This window comes from Geobacillus sp. FSL W8-1251, assembly GCF_038005945.1.
GTDB classification, from domain to species: Bacteria; Bacillota; Bacilli; order Bacillales; family Anoxybacillaceae; genus Geobacillus; species Geobacillus stearothermophilus.
In genome coordinates, this window is the sequence record NZ_JBBOUF010000001.1 from 1,058,778 (window position 1) to 1,078,015 (window position 19,238).

The 19,238-nt window shown below is 52.1% G+C and carries 18 protein-coding genes and 3 pseudogenes; 11 read left to right on the top strand and 10 right to left on the bottom strand.

Annotated elements, in window-relative coordinates:
- Positions 1–24: 24 nt before the first annotated feature.
- On the bottom strand, positions 25–1,002 hold the full coding sequence (gene yhaM / locus NSS88_RS05555; protein WP_055358330.1) for a 3'-5' exoribonuclease YhaM: 978 nt from the start codon (positions 1,000–1,002) through the stop codon (positions 25–27).
- Positions 1,003–1,291: 289 nt separating this feature from the next.
- Between yhaM and NSS88_RS05560 the strand changes: the two are divergent.
- Positions 1,292–2,251 (top strand): annotated as a pseudogene (locus NSS88_RS05560) (RNA-guided endonuclease InsQ/TnpB family protein); the annotation flags it as partial.
- A 23-nt stretch (positions 2,252–2,274) separates the two neighbouring features.
- Here NSS88_RS05560 and NSS88_RS05565 read toward each other — a convergent pair.
- Positions 2,275–3,333: an IS630 family transposase gene (locus tag NSS88_RS05565; protein WP_339239467.1), complete on the bottom strand. Its 1,059-nt coding sequence runs from the start codon at positions 3,331–3,333 to the stop codon at positions 2,275–2,277.
- A 96-nt stretch (positions 3,334–3,429) separates the two neighbouring features.
- On the opposite strand from NSS88_RS05565, the pseudogene NSS88_RS05570 reads away from it, so the two are divergent.
- Positions 3,430–3,729: pseudogene (locus tag NSS88_RS05570) on the top strand (zinc ribbon domain-containing protein); the annotation flags it as partial.
- Between the two features lie 49 nt (positions 3,730–3,778).
- Here NSS88_RS05570 and NSS88_RS05575 read toward each other — a convergent pair.
- Positions 3,779–4,441, bottom strand: a pseudogene (locus tag NSS88_RS05575) (ABC transporter permease); the annotation flags it as partial.
- A 131-nt stretch (positions 4,442–4,572) separates the two neighbouring features.
- Between NSS88_RS05575 and NSS88_RS05580 the strand changes: the two are divergent.
- Entirely contained in the window at positions 4,573–4,758 is a 186-nt protein-coding gene (locus tag NSS88_RS05580) for a YhzD family protein (protein WP_015374028.1), read from the top strand.
- 37 nt (positions 4,759–4,795) lie between these two features.
- On the opposite strand, the gene NSS88_RS05585 is transcribed toward NSS88_RS05580, so the two are convergent.
- The 4 genes from NSS88_RS05585 to NSS88_RS05600 form a co-directional block, all read right to left on the bottom strand.
- Positions 4,796–6,301, bottom strand: coding sequence for a coproporphyrinogen III oxidase (locus NSS88_RS05585; RefSeq protein WP_341085353.1), 1,506 nt, complete (start codon positions 6,299–6,301; stop codon positions 4,796–4,798).
- A 218-nt stretch (positions 6,302–6,519) separates the two neighbouring features.
- The gene (locus NSS88_RS05590; protein WP_049624764.1) at positions 6,520–7,383 is read right to left on the bottom strand and encodes a Cof-type HAD-IIB family hydrolase; all 864 of its coding nucleotides are present in this window, start codon (positions 7,381–7,383) and stop codon (positions 6,520–6,522) included.
- Positions 7,384–7,516: 133 nt separating this feature from the next.
- Entirely contained in the window at positions 7,517–7,876 is a 360-nt protein-coding gene (locus NSS88_RS05595) for a YlbF family regulator (RefSeq protein WP_033013848.1), read from the bottom strand.
- 73 nt (positions 7,877–7,949) lie between these two features.
- The gene (locus tag NSS88_RS05600; RefSeq protein WP_033013849.1) at positions 7,950–9,083 is read right to left on the bottom strand and encodes a DUF445 domain-containing protein; all 1,134 of its coding nucleotides are present in this window, start codon (positions 9,081–9,083) and stop codon (positions 7,950–7,952) included.
- A gap of 125 nt (positions 9,084–9,208) precedes the next feature.
- Between NSS88_RS05600 and NSS88_RS05605 the strand changes: the two genes are divergently transcribed.
- The 4 genes from NSS88_RS05605 to NSS88_RS05620 are packed head-to-tail and all read left to right on the top strand — an operon-like array spanning position 9,209 to position 13,865.
- Positions 9,209–10,285, top strand: coding sequence for a YheC/YheD family endospore coat-associated protein (locus NSS88_RS05605; protein WP_033013850.1), 1,077 nt, complete (start codon positions 9,209–9,211; stop codon positions 10,283–10,285).
- Between the two features lie 6 nt (positions 10,286–10,291).
- Complete coding sequence (locus NSS88_RS05610) at positions 10,292–11,359, top strand: YheC/YheD family endospore coat-associated protein (protein WP_033013851.1); 1,068 nt, start codon at positions 10,292–10,294, stop codon at positions 11,357–11,359.
- Positions 11,356–12,705, top strand: coding sequence for a YheC/YheD family endospore coat-associated protein (locus tag NSS88_RS05615; protein WP_033013852.1), 1,350 nt, complete (start codon positions 11,356–11,358; stop codon positions 12,703–12,705). Before NSS88_RS05610 ends, NSS88_RS05615 begins: the two co-directional genes overlap by 4 nt.
- A complete protein-coding gene (locus NSS88_RS05620; RefSeq protein WP_033013853.1) occupies positions 12,702–13,865 on the top strand; it encodes a YheC/YheD family endospore coat-associated protein in 1,164 nt (387 codons plus the stop codon). Before NSS88_RS05615 ends, NSS88_RS05620 begins: the two co-directional genes overlap by 4 nt.
- Here NSS88_RS05620 and NSS88_RS05625 read toward each other — a convergent pair.
- Positions 13,825–14,226, bottom strand: coding sequence for a hypothetical protein (locus NSS88_RS05625; RefSeq protein ID WP_033013854.1), 402 nt, complete (start codon positions 14,224–14,226; stop codon positions 13,825–13,827). The two genes, NSS88_RS05620 and NSS88_RS05625, sit on opposite strands and share 41 nt — an antisense overlap.
- 193 nt (positions 14,227–14,419) lie before the next feature.
- Here NSS88_RS05625 and NSS88_RS05630 point away from each other — a divergent pair, with 193 nt between their 5' ends.
- The 3 genes from NSS88_RS05630 to NSS88_RS05640 all read left to right on the top strand — a co-directional run bounded on the left by NSS88_RS05630 (position 14,420) and on the right by NSS88_RS05640 (position 16,825).
- The gene (locus NSS88_RS05630) at positions 14,420–14,608 is read left to right on the top strand and encodes a hypothetical protein (RefSeq protein WP_033011064.1); all 189 of its coding nucleotides are present in this window, start codon (positions 14,420–14,422) and stop codon (positions 14,606–14,608) included.
- 82 nt (positions 14,609–14,690) lie between these two features.
- Positions 14,691–15,581: a PucR family transcriptional regulator gene (locus NSS88_RS05635; protein WP_033011061.1), complete on the top strand. Its 891-nt coding sequence runs from the start codon at positions 14,691–14,693 to the stop codon at positions 15,579–15,581.
- A 131-nt stretch (positions 15,582–15,712) separates the two neighbouring features.
- Positions 15,713–16,825 carry an ABC transporter ATP-binding protein gene (locus NSS88_RS05640; protein ID WP_033013855.1) on the top strand — a complete coding sequence of 371 codons (1,113 nt, stop codon included), beginning with the start codon at positions 15,713–15,715 and terminating at the stop codon, positions 16,823–16,825.
- Between the two features lie 55 nt (positions 16,826–16,880).
- Here the strand turns inward: NSS88_RS05640 and NSS88_RS05645 are convergent, their stop codons facing one another.
- Positions 16,881–17,123, bottom strand: coding sequence for a hypothetical protein (locus NSS88_RS05645; RefSeq protein ID WP_033013856.1), 243 nt, complete (start codon positions 17,121–17,123; stop codon positions 16,881–16,883).
- Positions 17,124–17,412: 289 nt separating this feature from the next.
- Between NSS88_RS05645 and NSS88_RS05650 the strand changes: the two genes are divergently transcribed.
- Positions 17,413–17,625: an alpha/beta-type small acid-soluble spore protein gene (locus tag NSS88_RS05650; protein ID WP_011230133.1), complete on the top strand. Its 213-nt coding sequence runs from the start codon at positions 17,413–17,415 to the stop codon at positions 17,623–17,625.
- A gap of 87 nt (positions 17,626–17,712) precedes the next feature.
- Here NSS88_RS05650 and NSS88_RS05655 read toward each other — a convergent pair whose 3' ends face one another.
- Entirely contained in the window at positions 17,713–18,987 is a 1,275-nt protein-coding gene (locus tag NSS88_RS05655) for a hemolysin family protein (protein WP_049624768.1), read from the bottom strand.
- Positions 18,988–19,238 lie beyond the last annotated feature (251 nt).

The window sequence follows — 19,238 nt, forward strand, 5'->3', positions numbered from 1 at the left end:
TCCATCCCTCCCTTGATCCGCCCCCTACTCTTTACTACCCGCGTTTTTTGGCTTTGAAACAGATAAAAACACCGGCTTGTAAAACGAGCGATTGTCAAGGGCAAAGACGCGTTCGGTGAATTCACCTGGTTTTACTTTCTCAAGCGCACGGTCGATCATCGTAATTTTCGCATCCAAATTGTCAATGTAATGAAGCACCTCGGCTTCTTTGACAAGCGGCGGCTTCGGGCTGCCCCATTCCGCCTTGCCGTGATGCGACAACACGAGATGCTGCAAAATGACGACTTCCTCACCTTGAATGCCGAGCTGTTCCGCCGCCTTGCTGATCTCGCTCACCATGATCGAAATGTGTCCGAGCAAATTTCCTTCCAGCGTATACACCGTCGATACCGGACCAGATAATTCCATCACTTTGCCAAGGTCATGCAAAATGACGCCGGCATAAAGCAAGTCTTTATTGAGCGACGGATAGAGATGGACGAGCGCCTTGGCGAGCTCGAGCATCGACACGACGTGGTACGCCAGTCCGGAGATGAATTCATGATGGTTTTTCGTCGCCGCTGGGTACTCAAAAAACGCCTTTTCGTATTTTTTCAACAAATAGCGGGTAATGCGCTGGATGTTTGGATTTTCCATCGCAAATATGTATTCCATCACTTTCGCCTTCATTTCCTCGCGCCCGAGCGGAGCCGTCTCCAAAAAGTCATCGATGCGCACCGCATCGCCCGGATGAGCAGGACGGATCGAACGGATGCGCAACTGCAATTTGCCACGGTAGTTATGGATGTCTCCCGCCACTTTGACGATGCACTCCGGCACATACCGCTCTTCATCATCTGGCGAGACATCCCACAGTTTCGCTTCAATGTCGCCGCTTTTATCTTGCAAAATCAACGTTAAGAACGGCTTGCCATTGCTGGCGATGCCTTTCGTTGCGGATTTGATGAGCAAAAAGAGATCAACTTGTTCCCCAACCTCATAATGGATGATGCCTTTCGCCACTTCGTTCTCCTCCGTTTCTCTGTACGTACTTTCTAGTATATCATAACGGGCAAAGGGCAAAAAGAAAGCCTTGCCGAAACGGCAAGGGAACATTAGCCCAAACGGCCCGTCCACTGTTTATTTTTTTGTTAGCTGAATGGCCCGTTTTATCTTAATTAGGCGAGAAGACTCCCACTTCAACGAAGCGAAGCGGAGTAAGTGGGAGATGAATCGCCTTAACTATATTTTGCTGAAAATAGGATAGATTCAGTAAAATATAGTATAATATAGTTAGATGGGAGGTGAAAAAATGTATTTTTGTATCAAACAACAGCTAAATGGTTTGACCAAAGAAGAATACTTGACTCTTCGAGAACTGTGCCATATTGCCAAGAACATGTACAACGTCGGATTGTACAATGTCAGACAATACTATTTTGAACACAAGGAATTTCTTAATTATGAGAAAAACGATCATCTTGCAAAAACTAACGAAAACTATAAGCTGTTAAACAGCAACATGGCACAGCAAATTTTAAAAAAGGTCAATGAAGCCTTTAAATCTTTCTTTGGTTTGATCAGTCTTGCCAAACAAGGAAAATATGACCACAAGGCTATCAGTATTCCAAAATATCTTAAAAAAGATGGCTTTCATTCACTGATCATTGGCCAGATTCGTATAGACGGCAACAAATTCACGATACCGTATTCTCGCCTATTTAAAAAGACTCACAAGCCTATCACGATAACGATTCCGCCTGTGTTACTGGACAAAAAGATTAAGCAGATTGAAATCATTCCTAAGCATCATGCCAGGTTCTTTGAGATTCAGTACAAATATGAAATGCCTGAAGATCAAAGAGAATTAAACGACCAAAAAGCACTGGCAATTGATTTAGGATTAAACAATCTTGCCACTTGTGTCACATCAGACGGCAGATCATTCATCATTGATGGGCGGAGATTAAAAAGTATAAATCAATGGTTTAACAAAGAAAATGCCAGACTTCAAAGCATAAAAGATAAGCAAAAAATCAAAGGCACCACTCGTAAACAGGCTTTGCTTGCTATGAATCGCAATAATAAAGTGAATGATTATATCAACAAGACTTGCCGTTACATCATTAACTACTGTATTGAAAATCAAATTGGCAAACTTGTCATTGGCTATGCGGAAACATGGCAATGCAATATGAATCTAGGAAAAAAGACAAATCAAAACTTTGTCAATATTCCTCTCGGTAACATAAAAGAAAAACTATATACATGCAACATGAAGAGTTAACTTCTCAGTCATCCTGCACACCCTAAGCGCTGCAGCACTTCCTCCGGACGTTCGTGGATGTAGTGGACAAACCGAGTAATGGCTTGAATGATATCGTTGCGATCCTTGTGAAATACATTGGCAATCACCGTATCTTTCAGCCATTTCCATAAGCGTTCGATCGGGTTCAGCTGTGGCGAATAGGGAGGAAGGTAAATAAAGTGAAAACACTGCCCTTCTTCCTGCAAAAACTCCTTGACCATTTTGGCATGGTGAATGCGGGCGTTATCCAACACCAAGACCATGAGACGGTCCGGATAGCGCTCTTTGAGCATTCTCAAGAAATCCAAGAACGTCGCGGCATTGGCAGCGGTCGTTTGATGAAGCACCGTTTCGCCATCGTGGATGTTGACCGCGCCAAACAGCGATACGTGGGCATGATGGCCGAACGTCGGCACTTGTTTTTGGCGGCCGACTTCCGACCATGTGGACCGCAAGACATGGTAAGAGCGGATATGTGTTTCATCAAGGTACAACAAGACCGAATCAGGATCCATTAAGTTTTTTTTTATGAAGTCGATCTGTTTCTCAAAATTCTTTTGTCGATCCGGATCGCCTTTCGCCAATGTGTAGGTCGGCCGTGTCCACGACAGCCCTTTGCGGTGCAGGAGTTTTCGCAACGCTTCGCGGGAAATGGAAACACCGAAGTGCTTTTCGACATAGGATTGCAGGAGTTTGGTGTTCCACGCCGAAGCGACGTCCCAGCCCAGTTCCGCGGGAGTGGTGGTCAACACAAGCTGTTTGATCTCTTCCTGCTGTTCTTCGGTGAGAAACGGCTCCCGCCCGGGGGCGAAATCCCGATGAAGCAAGAGCTCCAGACCGCCTTCGTTGAACAGCGACACATAATGGGAAACGGTTTGTCGGCACACGTTGACCATGGAGGCCACCTCTTTGCCCAAATAGCCTTCCATGACCAGGCGAACCGCCATCACCCGTTGGCGAAGAAGGGTGTTTTTGATTTTCCGTTCCTGTTTGCGAAGTGTCCGAGGTGTCCATCCGTGATCGTTGGTGATTTTGAGACGTTTCATGCAGAATTCCGCTCCTTTTCCATGCTTTTCCTTAGGAGCAGTATAACCGGAGTGGGCACCACTTATACGAAGGTTAACTTTTCAATGAGCATATATATAGAATATCTTTGTGAATTTTACGGCATTGAATTCTTGAAACAGGAAGAATCCTATACGTCTCAAGCCAGCTTTTTTGACGGCGATGAGATTCCTGAATATAATGCCGACAATCCAAAAGAATATAAGTTCAGCGGCAAACGTATTAAGCGCGGCTTGTATCGAACAAAGTCTGGCAAACTAATGAATGCTGATGTCAATGGCGCATTAAACATCTTAAAGAAAAGTAAAGCTGTAGACCTGAGTGTCTTATGCTCTAGCGGCGAAGTGGACACGCCTCAAAGAATAAGGATTGCTTGAAGCAGTCAAACTTCTTTGGAAGCCCCCACTTCAAATTTTCGCTAGAAAATTAAGTGGGGTAGTTCACATCCTTGAAAATGTTCATTCGTCCATACATCAGCACACCGCCTCGATACACTTTGGCGCCAAAATAGATCAGCAAGGCAGTCGTCGCCGCTAAAAGCACAAGGCAAAGCGCCACTTCCCACCCCGGCACGGAAACGAGGCCGATGCGCAAAAACATGAGCATCGGAGCGAAAAAGGGAACAAACGAGGCGCCGGTCACGAACGCCGCCTCTGGCGCATTCAAGCCAAACATCGCGATCATAAAGGCAGCGACAACCAGCATCATGACCGGCGTAATCGCCGGCTGTACATCCTCAACCCGGCTGACGAGCGAACCGAGCACGGCAAACAGCACCGCATACAAGAGGTAACCGAGCAAGAAAAAAACGAGTGCATACACAAAGATCGAGGCCGGCAGGTGATCCAATCCGAGGAAACGCCACACTTCCTGCCCGCTCGTTTTTAACGCGGCGAACGCAACGGCGAAAAACACGAAAAATTGCGTCAAGCTGACAAGCGCAACGCCGATGATTTTGCCAAACAGCTGTTGGACTGGCGGGACGCTTGACACTAAAATTTCCATCACGCGCGACGATTTTTCCGTCGCCACCTCCGTCGCGATCATTCCTCCATACATCAAAACAAACATATACATCGCGCAATAAAGATATCATTCAGAGACGGTTCCTCCAAGGCAAACAGACGAACCGCGAAGTTTCAGATAAAAGCAGGAATTTGCCGATCCAACCTCTAAACGAAAGAGAAATGAATGATGATTCAGCGAAAGGAGATGGTGACATGCCGACGTATACGTTGACCGCGTTTGAGCGCGACGGGGAAAAATTGCTTGATGAAACGTTTGAAGCCGCCAATGATGAAGAAGCGAAAAAAATCGGCGAGCAAAAATTGCGTGAGCGCGGCTGTTGGGACAAAACACACCGTTGCGTCAATGCCAGCGGCAAGCTCATTTTATTTCACCGCTAATCAAAATACCCCGGGGTTGTTCCCGGGGTGTTGTTATTTATCCAAATATTCCCTTTAATAGATTGATTTTCTCTTCCGTATATTCGGCGAAATGTTCGTTGTACACTTTCGGCTCTTTTGGATTCGCCTGGCGGGTGATGTTCCGCGTTTTCGGATCGACGAATTTGCTTGACGCCCCGCAGCCAAGGCCGATGATCGACTGCTGTTCTTCCATGATCATAATGTTGTATAGGCTCTCGTGCCCCGGCAAGGCGTAGCCGACGTTTTCCAAGTTGCCGAGAATGTTTTTTTGTCGGTACAAGTAATATGGGACATAACCGTGCTCCTTTGTCCACTCCTGGGCCGCCTTCATCATCGCCTGCACTTCCTCGCGGCTGGCGACTTTGTACTTTTGTTTGTTCTTTGTCATTTCCGACGCCCGCTTAAACGACAGCGTATGAACGGTCAGCGACTCGGGCAGAAGCCGTTCCGTCTGTTCAAGCGTATACGTAAACTCTGGAAGCCCTTCGCCCGGCAGTCCGATGATTAAGTCCATGTTGATGTTGTTCATCCCCATCTGCCGCGCCAAGTGGAACTTCTCAATCGTTTCTTCAACGGTATGATGGCGGCCAATCGCTTTTAACGTCTCTTGAATGTACGACTGTGGATTGATGCTGATTCGGTCGATCTTCCATTTTTTCAATACGTCAATCTTCTCCGGCGTAATCGTATCCGGACGCCCGGCTTCGACCGTGATTTCGCGGACGCGGTCGACGTCTGGAAATACGTCATACATATGAGCGTATAACCGATCCATCTCGTCGGCCGTAATGCTCGTCGGCGTCCCGCCGCCGTAGTAGATCGTCGTAATGCGAATGCCGCGCTCGCGCAAAAAGCGGCCGACTGCTTCCATTTCGTAATGAAGGCCGGCCAAAAAGGCGTCGACCGACCCTTGGCGGCCGTTGATGGCGTACGCTGGAAATGTGCAATACGCGCATTTCGTCGGGCAAAACGGAATACCGATATAAATGCTCACTTCATGAGCCAAATCGTATAAATCCGGCACGACCGTGAGCTGGCGATCCACGATCGCCTGCATTAGTTCGATTTTCTCCTTAGTCACCAAGTACTCCTCGGCCAGCTTCCGATGCGCCTCTTCTTTCGAAAGGCCTGAGCGCAAAAGCTGATGAAGCAGCTTGACCGGGCGGACGCCGGTCAGCACGCCCCACGGCTGAATGAGGCCGGTAGAACGCTCAAGCAACGTCAAATAGACATGCAAAACGGCGTTTTTCAGCTGTTTTTCGTACGTTTTCCCGTCAGCATCCGCCGGCGTGCTGCGTTCATGACTTACTTCCTCCACGCGCCCCGACGTCTTGTCAAGCAGCGTCCCCGAAACAGCGATGCCCCCGTCTTTCTTGACGGAAAACATAACGGCCATATCGGCCTCGGGAAGCGGCACGAGCAACAGCTCCGGCGCTTCGAAGAACAGCTCGGTCATCACCTCAAGCGGGCGCTGAAACCGTTCCGGATGCGGCAGTCCTTGAATTTCGATCCGCACGTTCATCACCTTTTCTTTCAAACTTCTTTCAGTGTACTGAACGGCTGTTTCCTTCGTCAAGCGGAAGAATGCACCTTTGCCGCCGACTTTATGGAAATGACTCTCTCCCGGCCAACTAGATTAAAAAAAAAAGCCGGACATTCGCTCCGGCCTCATTTTTATGATTTTCGTGAAAACGGCAAGCGCCAGTTGTCCGCTCACGGTTCGCTCCCCGCTCAAGCCTCTTACTGTTTCGTTTTGAGTTTTTGCAAAAACTCGATTCGCTGCTGCTTGCGGAAATGTTCTTTCACCATGTAGGCGACGCCGAGCTGTTCGTTCGAACGCGTCACCCAGTCGGCCGCCCGCTTCACCTCAAGCGGCGCGTTGCCCATCGCGACGCCAAGCCCAGCCGCTTCAATCGCCGGCAAATCGTCAAGGCCGTCGCCAATGACAACCGTTTCTTTCAACGACACGCCGATATGTTGAGCCAGCCGGCGCAACCCCGCTAGTTTAGACACTCCTTGCGGGACAATTTCCATTTTTCCGTTTGGCTGCATAATCATATCAATGGACGGAATCGATTTCGTCAATAAAGCGGCCGCTGCATCCCTCTGTTCGTCTGTAGCAAAATATACATCAATTTTCGGCACAGCGATCGGTTCGTCGATCAGCACATCGCCAAGTGAATCGACAAATTGAGTCGGATAGAAAAACGGGTCGCTTGAGGAGAGAACCGTTTGCACGACAAGGTTTTTCTTCACTTTCTTCCGATTGCCGAGCGAATACCGCTCATGCATGAGGCGGATGTTGCAGTTGAAATTTTCCAAAATTTGCACGATATTAAACGTCCGCTCCTCAGGGATCACGGCGTCAAACAGCCTATCATCAAGCGTTCTGGCAATCATCGCTCCTTGGAATGCAATGAGCATCCCATCAAGCCGCAGCGCTTTCGCCACTTTGCGGGCGGAAAGCAAATTGCGGCTCGTGATTAACGTAACATAAACTCCTTTTTTCTTCACATAGTCGACCGCCTCTTTTGTTTCGCGCGGCAGGCGGCCGTTGTTTTTTAAAATCGTTCCGTCAATGTTGAGTGCCAACAGCTTATACACGGCTGTCTCCCCCTTTTGTCCGTCTCAACCTCTCTTGCCGCCGCCAGCAAGCTGGGGGCGGCTTTGCATTCCTTATCATTTTTATGACTATGACGAAACGGGCAAAAAAAGAACACCCGACCGGGTGTTTTTCCTACCTTCCTTCCATAAATGAACGATGCAGCTCTTCAAGCGGCTTCATGGCGATTTGTTGCACTTCCGCGATCGTCATGCTCATTTGCTGCTCGAGCGCCATCAGACGGGCCAGTTTCTCATTTTGCTGGGCAAGCGCCATCGCCTTTTGCGCCTGTTCAATTTCATCCGGCAAAATAGCGGCTCCACGCATTTGTTTTTCGTGTAGCCGAAGCTGAATGTCACGGAAGTTAGCAAATAGCCGATAGGCGGTGTCGTCGTGTCGGACATGATCGTACGCCTGTTTCAGCTGCTGAAACGGCTCGCTCGCCCAGATCGCCTGTTCAAGCTGTCTTGCGAGCGCACGAAGAGATTCGGACATAAGAAGAAGCCTCCCACTTCAATATCGTTTACGTTCTAGCGTATGCGCCAGTCGGCGGTCATATGACTCGCTGCTACAACCATAGGCCGATCATGCCCTGGACGGCGCCGATTATTGCGCCAAGCACAGCGCCTAAATAGGTGATCATCTTCAGCTCGCGTCGGGCGATGGCCAAAATGATCGCCTCCAGCCTTCGGAGCGAAAACGATTCGACTTGATCACGAACGACATCTGCCAATCCAAGCTGCGCCACAACCGACTCCATCTGATCGCCGAGCAGGCGGACAGCAGCGGCAACCGCCTGCGGAACGAACCGGTCGAGTACGTCCTGTTCATATGGCGCAAGAAGATCGGCGAGCGGGCGGTGCAGCCAGCCGCTTCCCCGGACGAGGCCGCGGGCTGCGGCCTGCACCGCCTCGCTCATGCGTCTTCGTCCGACCATCTCCTCCACCGTTGCCAGCGGATAGTCGATCCATTTGTTCCATTCTGTCCAAAGGAGGCGGGCGATCGCCGCCCTTGTGCCGGCATGGCGCAAAAATTTGCCGATTTCCGGCTGCACTTTATCCACTAAATTGACATTGCCAAGCAGCATTTGCAGCACGCCCCCGACCATTCCCCGCTCTTGAAAAAAGCGTTGGATCATGCCGGAAAGCTGTTGTTTTCCTTCCGCGCTGCTGAAATACTCGAGCGCCCGGTCGGCCAAGTAACCGGCCAGCTGCTCGATGCGCGCTTCCATCGTTTCTTTCAACTCAAGCGGCAGTATATCGCAAATCGGCCGCGTGCGCCACGTTTGGCTCCATCGCTCATACGCCTGCGCGGCTTGTCCGGCCGCCAACGCCTCAAGACGCTCATCCGGAGAACGAATGCCGAGGCGCTCAAGCAACTGCGCCGGCGTCTCCCGGCGCGCCAGCCACCGTTTCAGCCACTTCCGTCCTTCCTCGACCACCCCCGCCATGAAGGCTGAATCGTTGAGCTTGCGCCGGAGCCCTTCCGGCGTCACCAAATGCTCGACAACCGTTTTCCCAAGCTGTTCCGCCAGTTCCCGCCTCCGTTTTGGAATCAAGCCGGGCGTAAACGGCAGCCGTTTCCCAAACAAGTACATCGGCTCGTGCGGGCGGAACAACATGACAATGGCGATCAAATTCGTCACCCCGCCGATAAGCGCTCCAACCGCCACCATAAACGACAAATAAATGAACGTCCCCATCGCCTTCCCCTTTCATCCGCGCCGCTGTCACCAAACAGCGGCTCTCATCATACGATACGATATAAACGTTTGCCTAATTGTTCATTATAGAACTTGCCTGACAAATGCGCAAATGAGGGACTGCGATGAGCAACCAACGAACCGTTGCCGTATTGACTGAAATAAAGGAAGACCGGGAACGGGCCTCTTTTGGCTCCATCCACCTTTTTTGTGAGGAACTAGTAAAATATGGAGAAACGCACAACCTTTTTGTTTATGTCACATCGCCGTCACTCTATTTGCAGCACACCGGATATCGGTTAACCGGCAGCGAATGGATCAAGGGGGGCGTGCCGCGGGCGAACGTCGTCTACAACCGCCTTCACTCCCGCAAGTCTGAATATGCGCCTGCCTTTCAGCAGCTGCTCGCCCGGCTTGACGAGGAAGACGGGGCGATGTTCAACCGCCGCTTTTTGCATAAATGGGAGGTGCACCGTTATTTGGAGCGGCATGAGTACTTGCATCCGTACTTGCCGAAAACGGCGCTGTGGGACGGCCAAGACTCACTCGAGGCGTTTCTCGCCGCCTTCCCGTCCGTCTTTCTCAAGCCTGTGCACGGAAGCCAAGGGCGGGGGATTTTCCGCATTGAATGCACCGATGAAGGAATTTGTCTCCGCCGTTCCACCTCTTCGTCATCGGCGCTATACCGCTCGGTTGCCGCGGCCGTTTCTGCCTTGCAGCCACAAATCCGGACGCCGATGATCATCCAGCAAGGCCTTGAACTTCAAACGATTGACGGCCGCCCTGTCGATTTTCGCCTTCTTTGCCATCGCATCCGCCACAACGATTGGCGCGTCACGTCAGCGGTCGCCCGCGCGGCCCCTCCCGAGCAGTTTGTCGCGAACCTTGCCCGCGGCGGAGTACTGATGGCAGTCAATGATGTCTTGCGGAAGTGGTATACGAGAGCGGACGTGTTCCAGCAGAAACAGCTTCTGAAAGAAATCGCACTGGAATCCGCCGCCGTTCTCGCCTCGGAAGCGGAAGGACTGTATGGAGAGTTTGGCGTCGATCTGGCCATTGACGTCCATGGACGGCCATGGATCATCGAAGTGAATACAAAACCGTCCAAACAGGCGGAAATGACGTTTTCTCAACAAACGGTGCGCCCATCCGCGAAAGCCGTGATTGATTATTGCCTGACATTGATGGAAGAAAAGGAGTGAACGACATTGATTTCACTCGGTTTTGTCACCCTTGATGAGCAACAGGAAAGCGCGTACTGCACCGAAGTAGCCCGCCGCGCCAATCAGTATGGCATTTCCATATACCGTTTTTCGCCGCTAGCGATCGACCCGCGAACGGAAAATGTCCGCGGTGTCGTCTTTGATGACAAAAGTGGAGAATGGACCGATGCCGTCTTTCCCATTCCGCCGTTTTTGTACGACCGTTGCTTTTACGGCCACGACGACCGTTCCAAAAAAGCGAAACCGATTATGCATTGGCTGAAGCAACGCCCGGATGTCACGTTTTTAGGCTATGGCCTGCCCGGCAAGTGGAGCGTCTATGAGACGCTTTCCGCCCATCCGCTGTTGTCGGCATATGTGCCGCCGACCGTCCGTCTTGAGCGCGCCGATCACGTGCTTGATCTCCTTCGCCATGAACAAGCCATCGTCGCCAAACCGGTGCACGGCTCTGGCGGACGCGGCATTTATATTATCCAGAAGAAAGGGAAGACATTGTCCGTTCAAGACGGGTGCGGCCAAGAGCGGGCCGTGATCACCCGCCGAAACGAACTTGAACAATTCGTCGCTTCCTTGCAGCGCCGGGACGGCTATGCGCTTCAACCGCTTCTCTCCCTCTCCACCGAGGCAAGAGAACCGTTCGACCTTCGTTTTTTGCTGCAAAAAGATGAAACCGGACGCTGGGTTGAACGGGTGCGGGCTGTGCGCATCGGACGCCCTGGAACGTGGGTGGCCAATCTCCGTGCTGGTGCAGACATGAGCCCGTTCGCTGACTGGTTCGACCACCTTCCTTCTTCGAAACGCATCTTAGTGCTGGATGGCATTGACACGATCATCCGTACGTTGCCGGCTTATATGGACAATGAACTCGGTCCGCTGTTTGAAATCGGTCTGGATCTCGGCGTTGCTGACAACGGAGCGGTTTGGATTTTGGACGTCAATTCCAAGCCGGGAAGGAAAATCATCAGCCTTCTTCCGCCAGAGCAGCAAAACGATATTTACGAAGCGCCGCTTCAGTATTGCCGGTTTTTGGCGAGCGAGGTGGCCAACCGATGATCTATCCATTGGTCATTGATGACAACGAGTCCAATACAGTTATCCTTCCCTCCTCACTGAAAGCGGACGGACGAACAGCCGTTGCCTTTGGCAGCTTCCTCGCTCCATGCACGATCATCTCATCTTCCGGACCGTCCGACAGCATCATCGTCGCCGGCGATGTCGCCCAGCGTCTGTTGATCCCGTTTGCCGCTAAGGTGCACGTGTTTTTGACTGACGAAGCCGTCCATATCGGACCGCTCGTCGGCGTTTTCACTGCTGGATTTACCAAGTCGCCCCATCGTCCGGTCGGAGGGCGCAGTTTTTTCTTCGCCAAACTGTTAGCGCAAGAAAAACAAGTCGGCGGGTTCGCCTTCTTGTTTGGCCTTCCTCATATCGACTGGGAGCATGGAACGGTCAACGGCTATTTTTACACGGAACGCGGTTGGGAACGGCATACGGTTCCGTTGCCGACGGTGATTTACAACCGCCTGCCGAACCGGCGCATTGAAAATGACGACATGTTCCAAACCGTGACGAAAACGCTGCAGACCGCCTATGGCATTCCAGTGTTCAACGGACGCTTTTTCAATAAATGGGAGGTGTACCGCCGGCTTGCCGTCCATCGCGACGCACGTCCATATTTGCCGGAAACCTCCGCCTATGTCACGCGGCAGACGATCGAACAGTTTCTCAACCGATATACGGGAGCGTATGTGAAACCGGCTGATGGCAGCCTCGGGCGCGGCATTTACCATTTGGTGAAAAAAAAGGATGCATACGAATGCCGCTTTCGTGACGAACACGGCGAAACGAAAACAACGCTGTTTCCGACCGCCATGGCGCTATGGCATCATTTGCTCACCCACGCCCCGCTTCATCGTTACGTCATTCAGCAAGCCGTCCCGCTCATCACCATCAACGGACGGCCGACAGATTTCCGCGTCCATACGAACAAAAATGAAAACGGCCAATGGCAAGTAAGCGCCGTCGCCGCCAAAATAGCCGGGCGGCGAAGCATTACGACCCATATGAACAGCGGCGGCATGGTCAAAACATTGGAAGAAATTTTTCCAAACACCGCCAAGCGCGAAACGGTGCTCGCCCGCCTCCGCGACGCCGCCTTGACACTTAGCCGTTGCCTCGATGAAACATCAGACACGTTAATTGGCGAAATCGGTTTTGATTTTGGGGTAGATGAGCAGGGAAACATTTGGATGTTTGAAGCCAATTCCAAACCGGGGCGCTCCATCTTTAAACACCCGGGCCTCAAGGAGGCTGATGAGCGGACGGCGCTGCTGCCGCTTGCCTATGCGGTCCATCTAAGCAAAACGGCCATCATCGATCCAGAGGCGTTTGGACTATGATCACGATCGGTTACCGGCGCGACGCCAATGAATGGGTGAGCAGGCGGCCGGACGGCTTCTATCGGTTCGGCCGCGGCGAGCTTGCCGCCGCCTCCCTCCCCGATCTTACCTTTGCGGTCAACGAGCAAAACGGGCGGGTCGGGCCGCTTGTCGGCATATTGGTGAGCGAATCATCCATTTCGGCTTTGCTTGGCGGAAGGAAACCATGGGTGGAGACCGTCATCCGCTCGCTTCATGCTGATGGCGGCATCGCCATCGTCAGCACCGCGGCCGGCATTGGCGAGAATATGGTCTCCGGTTATGTATTCGCCCCGGCGCTCGAACGGTTTGTCGAATCGTCCACTCCGTTGCCGGACGTCGTCTACAACCGAGTCAAAAGCCGGGAAGAAGAACAAAGTGAGCCGTTTCAAACAGCAGCCGCCCGGCTTGCCTCCCATGGCATCCCGCTCGTCAACCGCTCTTTTTTCCGCAAATCGGACGTTTGCCGCGCGCTGCAGACGGACCGCCGTCTTTGGCCTCACCTGCTGCCAACGGCGCCGGTCCGTTCGTTGGCTGATATTCACTCTTGGCTCCATCAATACGGCTGTATTTACTTGAAACGAGACGACGGGGCAAGGGGGAGCGGATTGCTCCGTCTCACCGCCTCGCCTGGGGCGGGAGCCATATGCGAATCCCCCCGCGGCCAAAAACGGGTAAGGTCGCTCGACGAGCTAGAGCCGCTTGTCCAATCCCATCGTTATATTGTTCAAGCAGCCGCCTGTACGGACACATGGAACGGGCGCCGTTACGATTTGCGCGTGCTCGCCCACTGGCAGCGCCATCGCCATACGATCACCGGCGTCGGCGTCCGCCTCGCCGGCCCTCGGTCGTTGACAACCCATGTATTTCACGGCGGAACGATCCTTCCGTATTCGGAAATTCAAAGCCGCATTGATGAACAGGCGCTCGAGCGCCTCATCGCCTGGAGCGGCGAACGCCTCAACGAGCAGTTCGGCCTTGTCGGCGAATTTTCTGCCGACATCGGCGTCGGAAAACAGCAGGAGCTTTACATTTATGAAATAAACGCCAAACCGATGGCTTTTGACGAGCCGGATATTGAAGCACGTCGGCTTCAGCGGCTCAATCGACTGTTTGCCGAACTAGCTCATCTTGCGCCATAGCAAAAAATTCTTTGCTATAACGAAGTGCCTGCTGCAGCACACCGTCTGCCGCCTGCCGGACGGCTCCGCTTAAACGCTGACTTACTTGTCGGCACAGCTTCGCTTTTTTCCACTCATCGGCGGTCAGCGCTTGCAGCAACTCGAAGCGGCCAGTGCTGGCCGCTTCTTGCTGTTTCTTTCTCTCACCCCAGCCTGCACCGGTCATCAAATGGTGAACATACTGCCAAAGTTGACGTTGTCGCTGAACCTCGGCGAAATACGTTTCCCATGTTTGCCCGTCTTCTTCAAGCGCTGCCAACTGACGAGCTTTTTCTTCAGCCGCAGCGGTCGTTTCCAGCAATTGTTTGATCACAGCAACCACCCTATTTCCCTCCCTCTAGAAATGTTGATTTATCAAGGCTTTTCGGCTCCTCAGGGATGTCCAAAAAATATTTTTCGACAAAATCCCTTACACCCTCCTTCTTGCCAGTCCTCTTTCATCCATATGAGCGAAGCGGATAGTCTATGCCTGTTTCGGACAAACTAGGAAAAAACGATGAGGAAGGAGCGAAACCATGGAGCGGAACGAAGCGGGGCGCCAAGACGCCTTATATGAGGGGCGCGATGAATATTACATGGATATTGACCGCATGATTAATGAAGGGATGGCTGGCGGCGTCGTGCACGGCCGCGGTGATGAGGTCAACATCGAAGAAGCGCGCGACCTGGTCAAAGAAGAACCGCCATACGACGCCGGCGAGTAAACGGAGCCGATTTTCCTGTCCACCAGGAAAATCGGCCTTTCTGTTATAATGAATGAAAAAAGGTAGAAAAGGGGGCGCCGTGATGTTAAAAGAGCTCGAATCACTTTATAAAGGGGACATTATCATCAACGGTCAACCGGCCGATCCCGAGGCGTACGAATGGTTTTACACCGCCGGGGGCGATGAGGTGGGCATCGCCAAAGAGCGGTTGACGGAACGAGAGCGGCAGCTGTTGGCGCTGTTATTGACCCCAGCCAACCGCCGGCGGGAGCCGGAAAGCGAAGAAGAACGGGCGTGGAAACAATGGATGGCCACCGGCCGCCCCGACGCTCCTGCGATGCTCTCTGCCCCATACTGCCGGTTCATTCATTTTCTCGTCAATCGCCCGATCGCCAACAAACAGGAATTTGCCGAAACGATCCACAACCTATTTGCCTCGCGGGTGCTGATCGTTTGGAATGAAGACAAGCGCGGGCTGCTGATTGAGGCCAAACAAAAACGGACGGCCGAGCCGCTCTTGCTGGCCGAAATGGCGGATGCGCTCGCCGCCGATTTTTATGCGACGATGCATTTGCTGATCGGCCCCGTTCGCCCGGTGAACGGGGAGCTGTACGAGTCGTTCCTTCTCGAGCAGCAATGTTTTGCCGCCGCCCGGCGCTTTTGGCCGAAACAGACGGTGTACGAATGGGAGGACGTCATTCCGCTTCCACTCCTTGAAAGCGCAGCAGACGACGGCAAGACAGGGCAAATTTTATCGTTTCTCGATGGGCTGGGCGAAGAGGAAGTGCGCGCCATGGAAACATTTTTAGAGTGCAATTTAAACGTCTCCATGGCGGCGAAAAAACTATATATGCACCGCAATAGCTTGCAATATCGGATCGACAAATGGGCCGAGCAAACCGGCATTGACATCAAGCGGTTTAAAGGCGCCGCGGCTGCCTATTTGGCTATTTTGCACCAACGCCGTGCGTAGCAGCGGACGCTTCCCCGTCATGTTGCCGAAAACGGGCGACTTTTTTTGTGCACCTTGTCTATTCACGAATATTCACATTCATCTATATAATATGAGTGTGAGAAAACGATTTCAATAAAGGGGGATTCGTGATGGCGGAACTCGTGTTGGATCATGTGTATAAGATTTACGATAACAATGTCACGGCTGTAAAAGATTTTAACTTACATATTCAAGATAAGGAATTCATCGTCTTTGTCGGTCCGTCCGGCTGCGGCAAGTCGACAACATTGCGGATGATTGCAGGCCTGGAGGAAATTTCTAAAGGCGATCTCTACATCGATGGAAAACGAGTGAACGATGTACCGCCCAAAGACCGCGATATTGCCATGGTATTCCAAAACTACGCCCTTTATCCGCATATGAGCGTCTATGATAACATGGCGTTCGGCTTAAAACTGCGCAAGTTCCCGAAAGCGGAAATCGAGAAACGCGTCCGTGAAGCAGCTCGCATTCTCGGCCTTGAGCAATATTTGGACCGCAAACCGAAGGCGCTCTCCGGCGGACAGCGGCAGCGCGTAGCATTGGGACGCGCCATCGTCCGCGATGCGAAAGTGTTTTTAATGGACGAACCGCTTTCAAACTTGGACGCCAAATTACGCGTGCAAATGCGCTCGGAAATCGCCAAACTCCATCAGCGTCTTGAAACGACAACGATTTACGTCACCCATGACCAAACGGAAGCGATGACGATGGCCACCCGCCTCGTCGTCATGAAAGACGGCGTCATCCAGCAAGTCGGAACGCCGCGCGAAGTGTATGAGAAACCGGAAAACATCTTCGTCGGCGGCTTTATCGGCTCGCCAGCGATGAACTTTATTAGAGGAACGCTGCAAGACGGCAAGTTTGTCGTCGGCCAGACGACATTCGGCGTGCCAGAAGGGAAAATGAAAGTGCTGCGCAGCCAAGGGTACGTCGGCAAGGAAGTCATTTTGGGCATCCGTCCGGAAGACATTCATGATGAGCCGCTCTTCTTGGAGGCATCGCCAATGACAAAAATTACCGCGCATGTTGAAGTCGCTGAGCTGCTTGGCGCCGAATCGATGATTTATTCAAACATCGGCGGCCAGGAGTTTGTCGCCCGCATTGACGCCCGCACGGAAATCAAGCCGGGCCACCGCATCGACCTTGCGTTTGACTTGAACAAAGCGCATTTCTTCGACGTCGAGACGGAGCGGCGCATCCGGGCGGCGGATGAGAAGTAAGCTCCCCCCCATTGTTTGTATATAGACTTATTCGGCTCTAGCGCATCGCTAGAGCCTATTCTTTAATGAACCGCACCTCCTCCTCCCGGCAGTGCGGGCAATAGAACAGATGGACGCATTCATGGTTTCGATATGTGTGCGGGTAACCGTCAGCAAGCTTCATCACATCCGCATCCATGTACGGACTGTAGTCATCGAAATAATCCGTCACTTTCCCTTGGTCTTCCATCGGCTGCCGGCAATAGCTGCAATACACTGTCACCCGGCGCAGCCCGTTGCAAAGTGGACACACATTCATGCTGCTTCCTCCTCTAAGATGCCTCTTACTTTTACATATTTCCTAATGACGGCGTCGATAAAACGTAAAAAATTACCATATTATCGCAGTGAATAACGGGCAAAAAACGTTCCAAACTATGAGTACCGCCAGCGAAACAGGACGCATGCCAAAACACTTCCGCTGGCGAACGCAAAAGCAGGTGGGCCGTTGGGTTCAGCCAAGCTTGGCAGCACGCTTCTTCGCGTGCAGCGCTGGTGCAAATCCAGCCAACCCAGCCATCAAAATTTCTAAGGGGAGATGATCAACTATGGCACGCAACAACAACAATAACCAACTGCTCGTCGCTGGTGCCCAACAAGCGATCGACCAAATGAAGTACGAAATCGCCCAAGAATTTGGTGTAAACCTTGGCGCTGACACGACTTCGCGCGCAAACGGTTCGGTCGGCGGGGAAATTACCAAACGCCTTGTAGCGATGGCTCAACAACAACTCGGCGGCCAATTCGGCAACATTCAATAACCGGTTGACAGACAACTTCATAATAGATGGCAAAAGCCCCAGGCAGTCAGCCTGGGGCTCTTCTATATTCATGCGGTCCGAAAGCGCCTAGACGCCCCCCGCCTGCTCGGCGAGCGGTTGCTGGCTCAAGGAAACAAGCACTTTGCGGATGCGACGGTTGTCGACTTGGCGGACGGTCAACGTCAGCGGGCCGTATTGCAACGTTTCGCCGACCGCCGGAATGCGCTCAAACATTTCAAAAATCCAGCCGCCCAACGTATGCGATTCACTTTCCGGCACGTCGATGTTCATCACTTCGCAAAATTCGTCAAGCGGCAGTTCAGCGCTGAATTCAAAACTATGTTCATCGATTTGACGCACGGTTTTTACCGCTTCATCATGCTCATCCCATATTTCGCCGACGATTTGCTCAAGAATATCCTCAAGCGTAATCAAGCCGGCCGTGCCGCCGAACTCGTCAACAACGATCGCCATATGCACTTTGCTTTTTTGCAGCTCCGGCAGCAAATCGGACACTTTCATCGATTCGACGACAAACAGCGGCTGGCGCAACAGCTCGCGGACGCACACGTCACGCTTTTGGACAAGTTCGCTGAAAAAGTCACTTTCCGACAAAATGCCGATTACGTTGTCAATATCCCCTTCATAGACCGGGATTCGGGAATATTTTTCCTCCAAAAATACATCGCGAATCTCTTCAATCGGCTGGTTGACCTCGACCGCCACCATATCGGCGCGCGGCGTAAAAATTTCTCCGACTAAAATTTCATCAAAATCGAGCGAACGTTGAATCAGCTCTTTTTCCTTGTTGTCGATAACCCCTTCTTCTTCGCTCAGCTCGACCATCACCTTAATATCTTCCTCCGTGACGGCCGGCACGGCAGCCCCGTTGGCGAATCGCCGGGTCATACGCTCTTTCAGGGCTTGAAACAATGCCGTAATCGGCACCATGAGCTTCATCAGCCCATAGGCCAGGCCGGCATACCGGATGGCGAGCGGCTCCGCGTACTCTTTCGCCATCGATTTTGGCAAAATTTCACCGAAGACGACAGACAAAACGGTCATGACCGCAATGGCGACAAATAAACCGGTCTGCTCCCCAAGCAGAGAAGCAGCGATCTCGATAAATAGCGCCACCGCGATGATGCCTGTTAGACGGCTGGCCATAGCAAGCGCTAACAATGCACGGTCAAGATGCCCGACCACTGCTTGAAGCCGCTTGTTGTTTGAATGCTCTTCCGCGTAGTGTTTTAACCGGGCTTTGCTGGCGGATGAAAACGCCGCCTCAGCCGATGCAAACAATGCGTTCGCGAGCAAGAAAAGGAAAAACCAACCGAACAACCTTAACGGCCACTCTTCCAACGAATCTTCACACTCCTATCGGACCATGACTATGTTATTCATATCCATTCCTTTCCCAAAACATGCCTGCTGAAGCAAAACTTTCGGCATCGGGCGGAATGAGGCTGCGCGGCTATCGGCAGCTGTTTCCGTTCCTTACCTTAAATATAACAAATTTTTCGCCAGCTGACTATAGCGGGAGGAATTACTTTCCATATATTACCATAAATCCACCTCAAAAAACGCGCCGAGGTGCGCCGGCGCGTTTTACG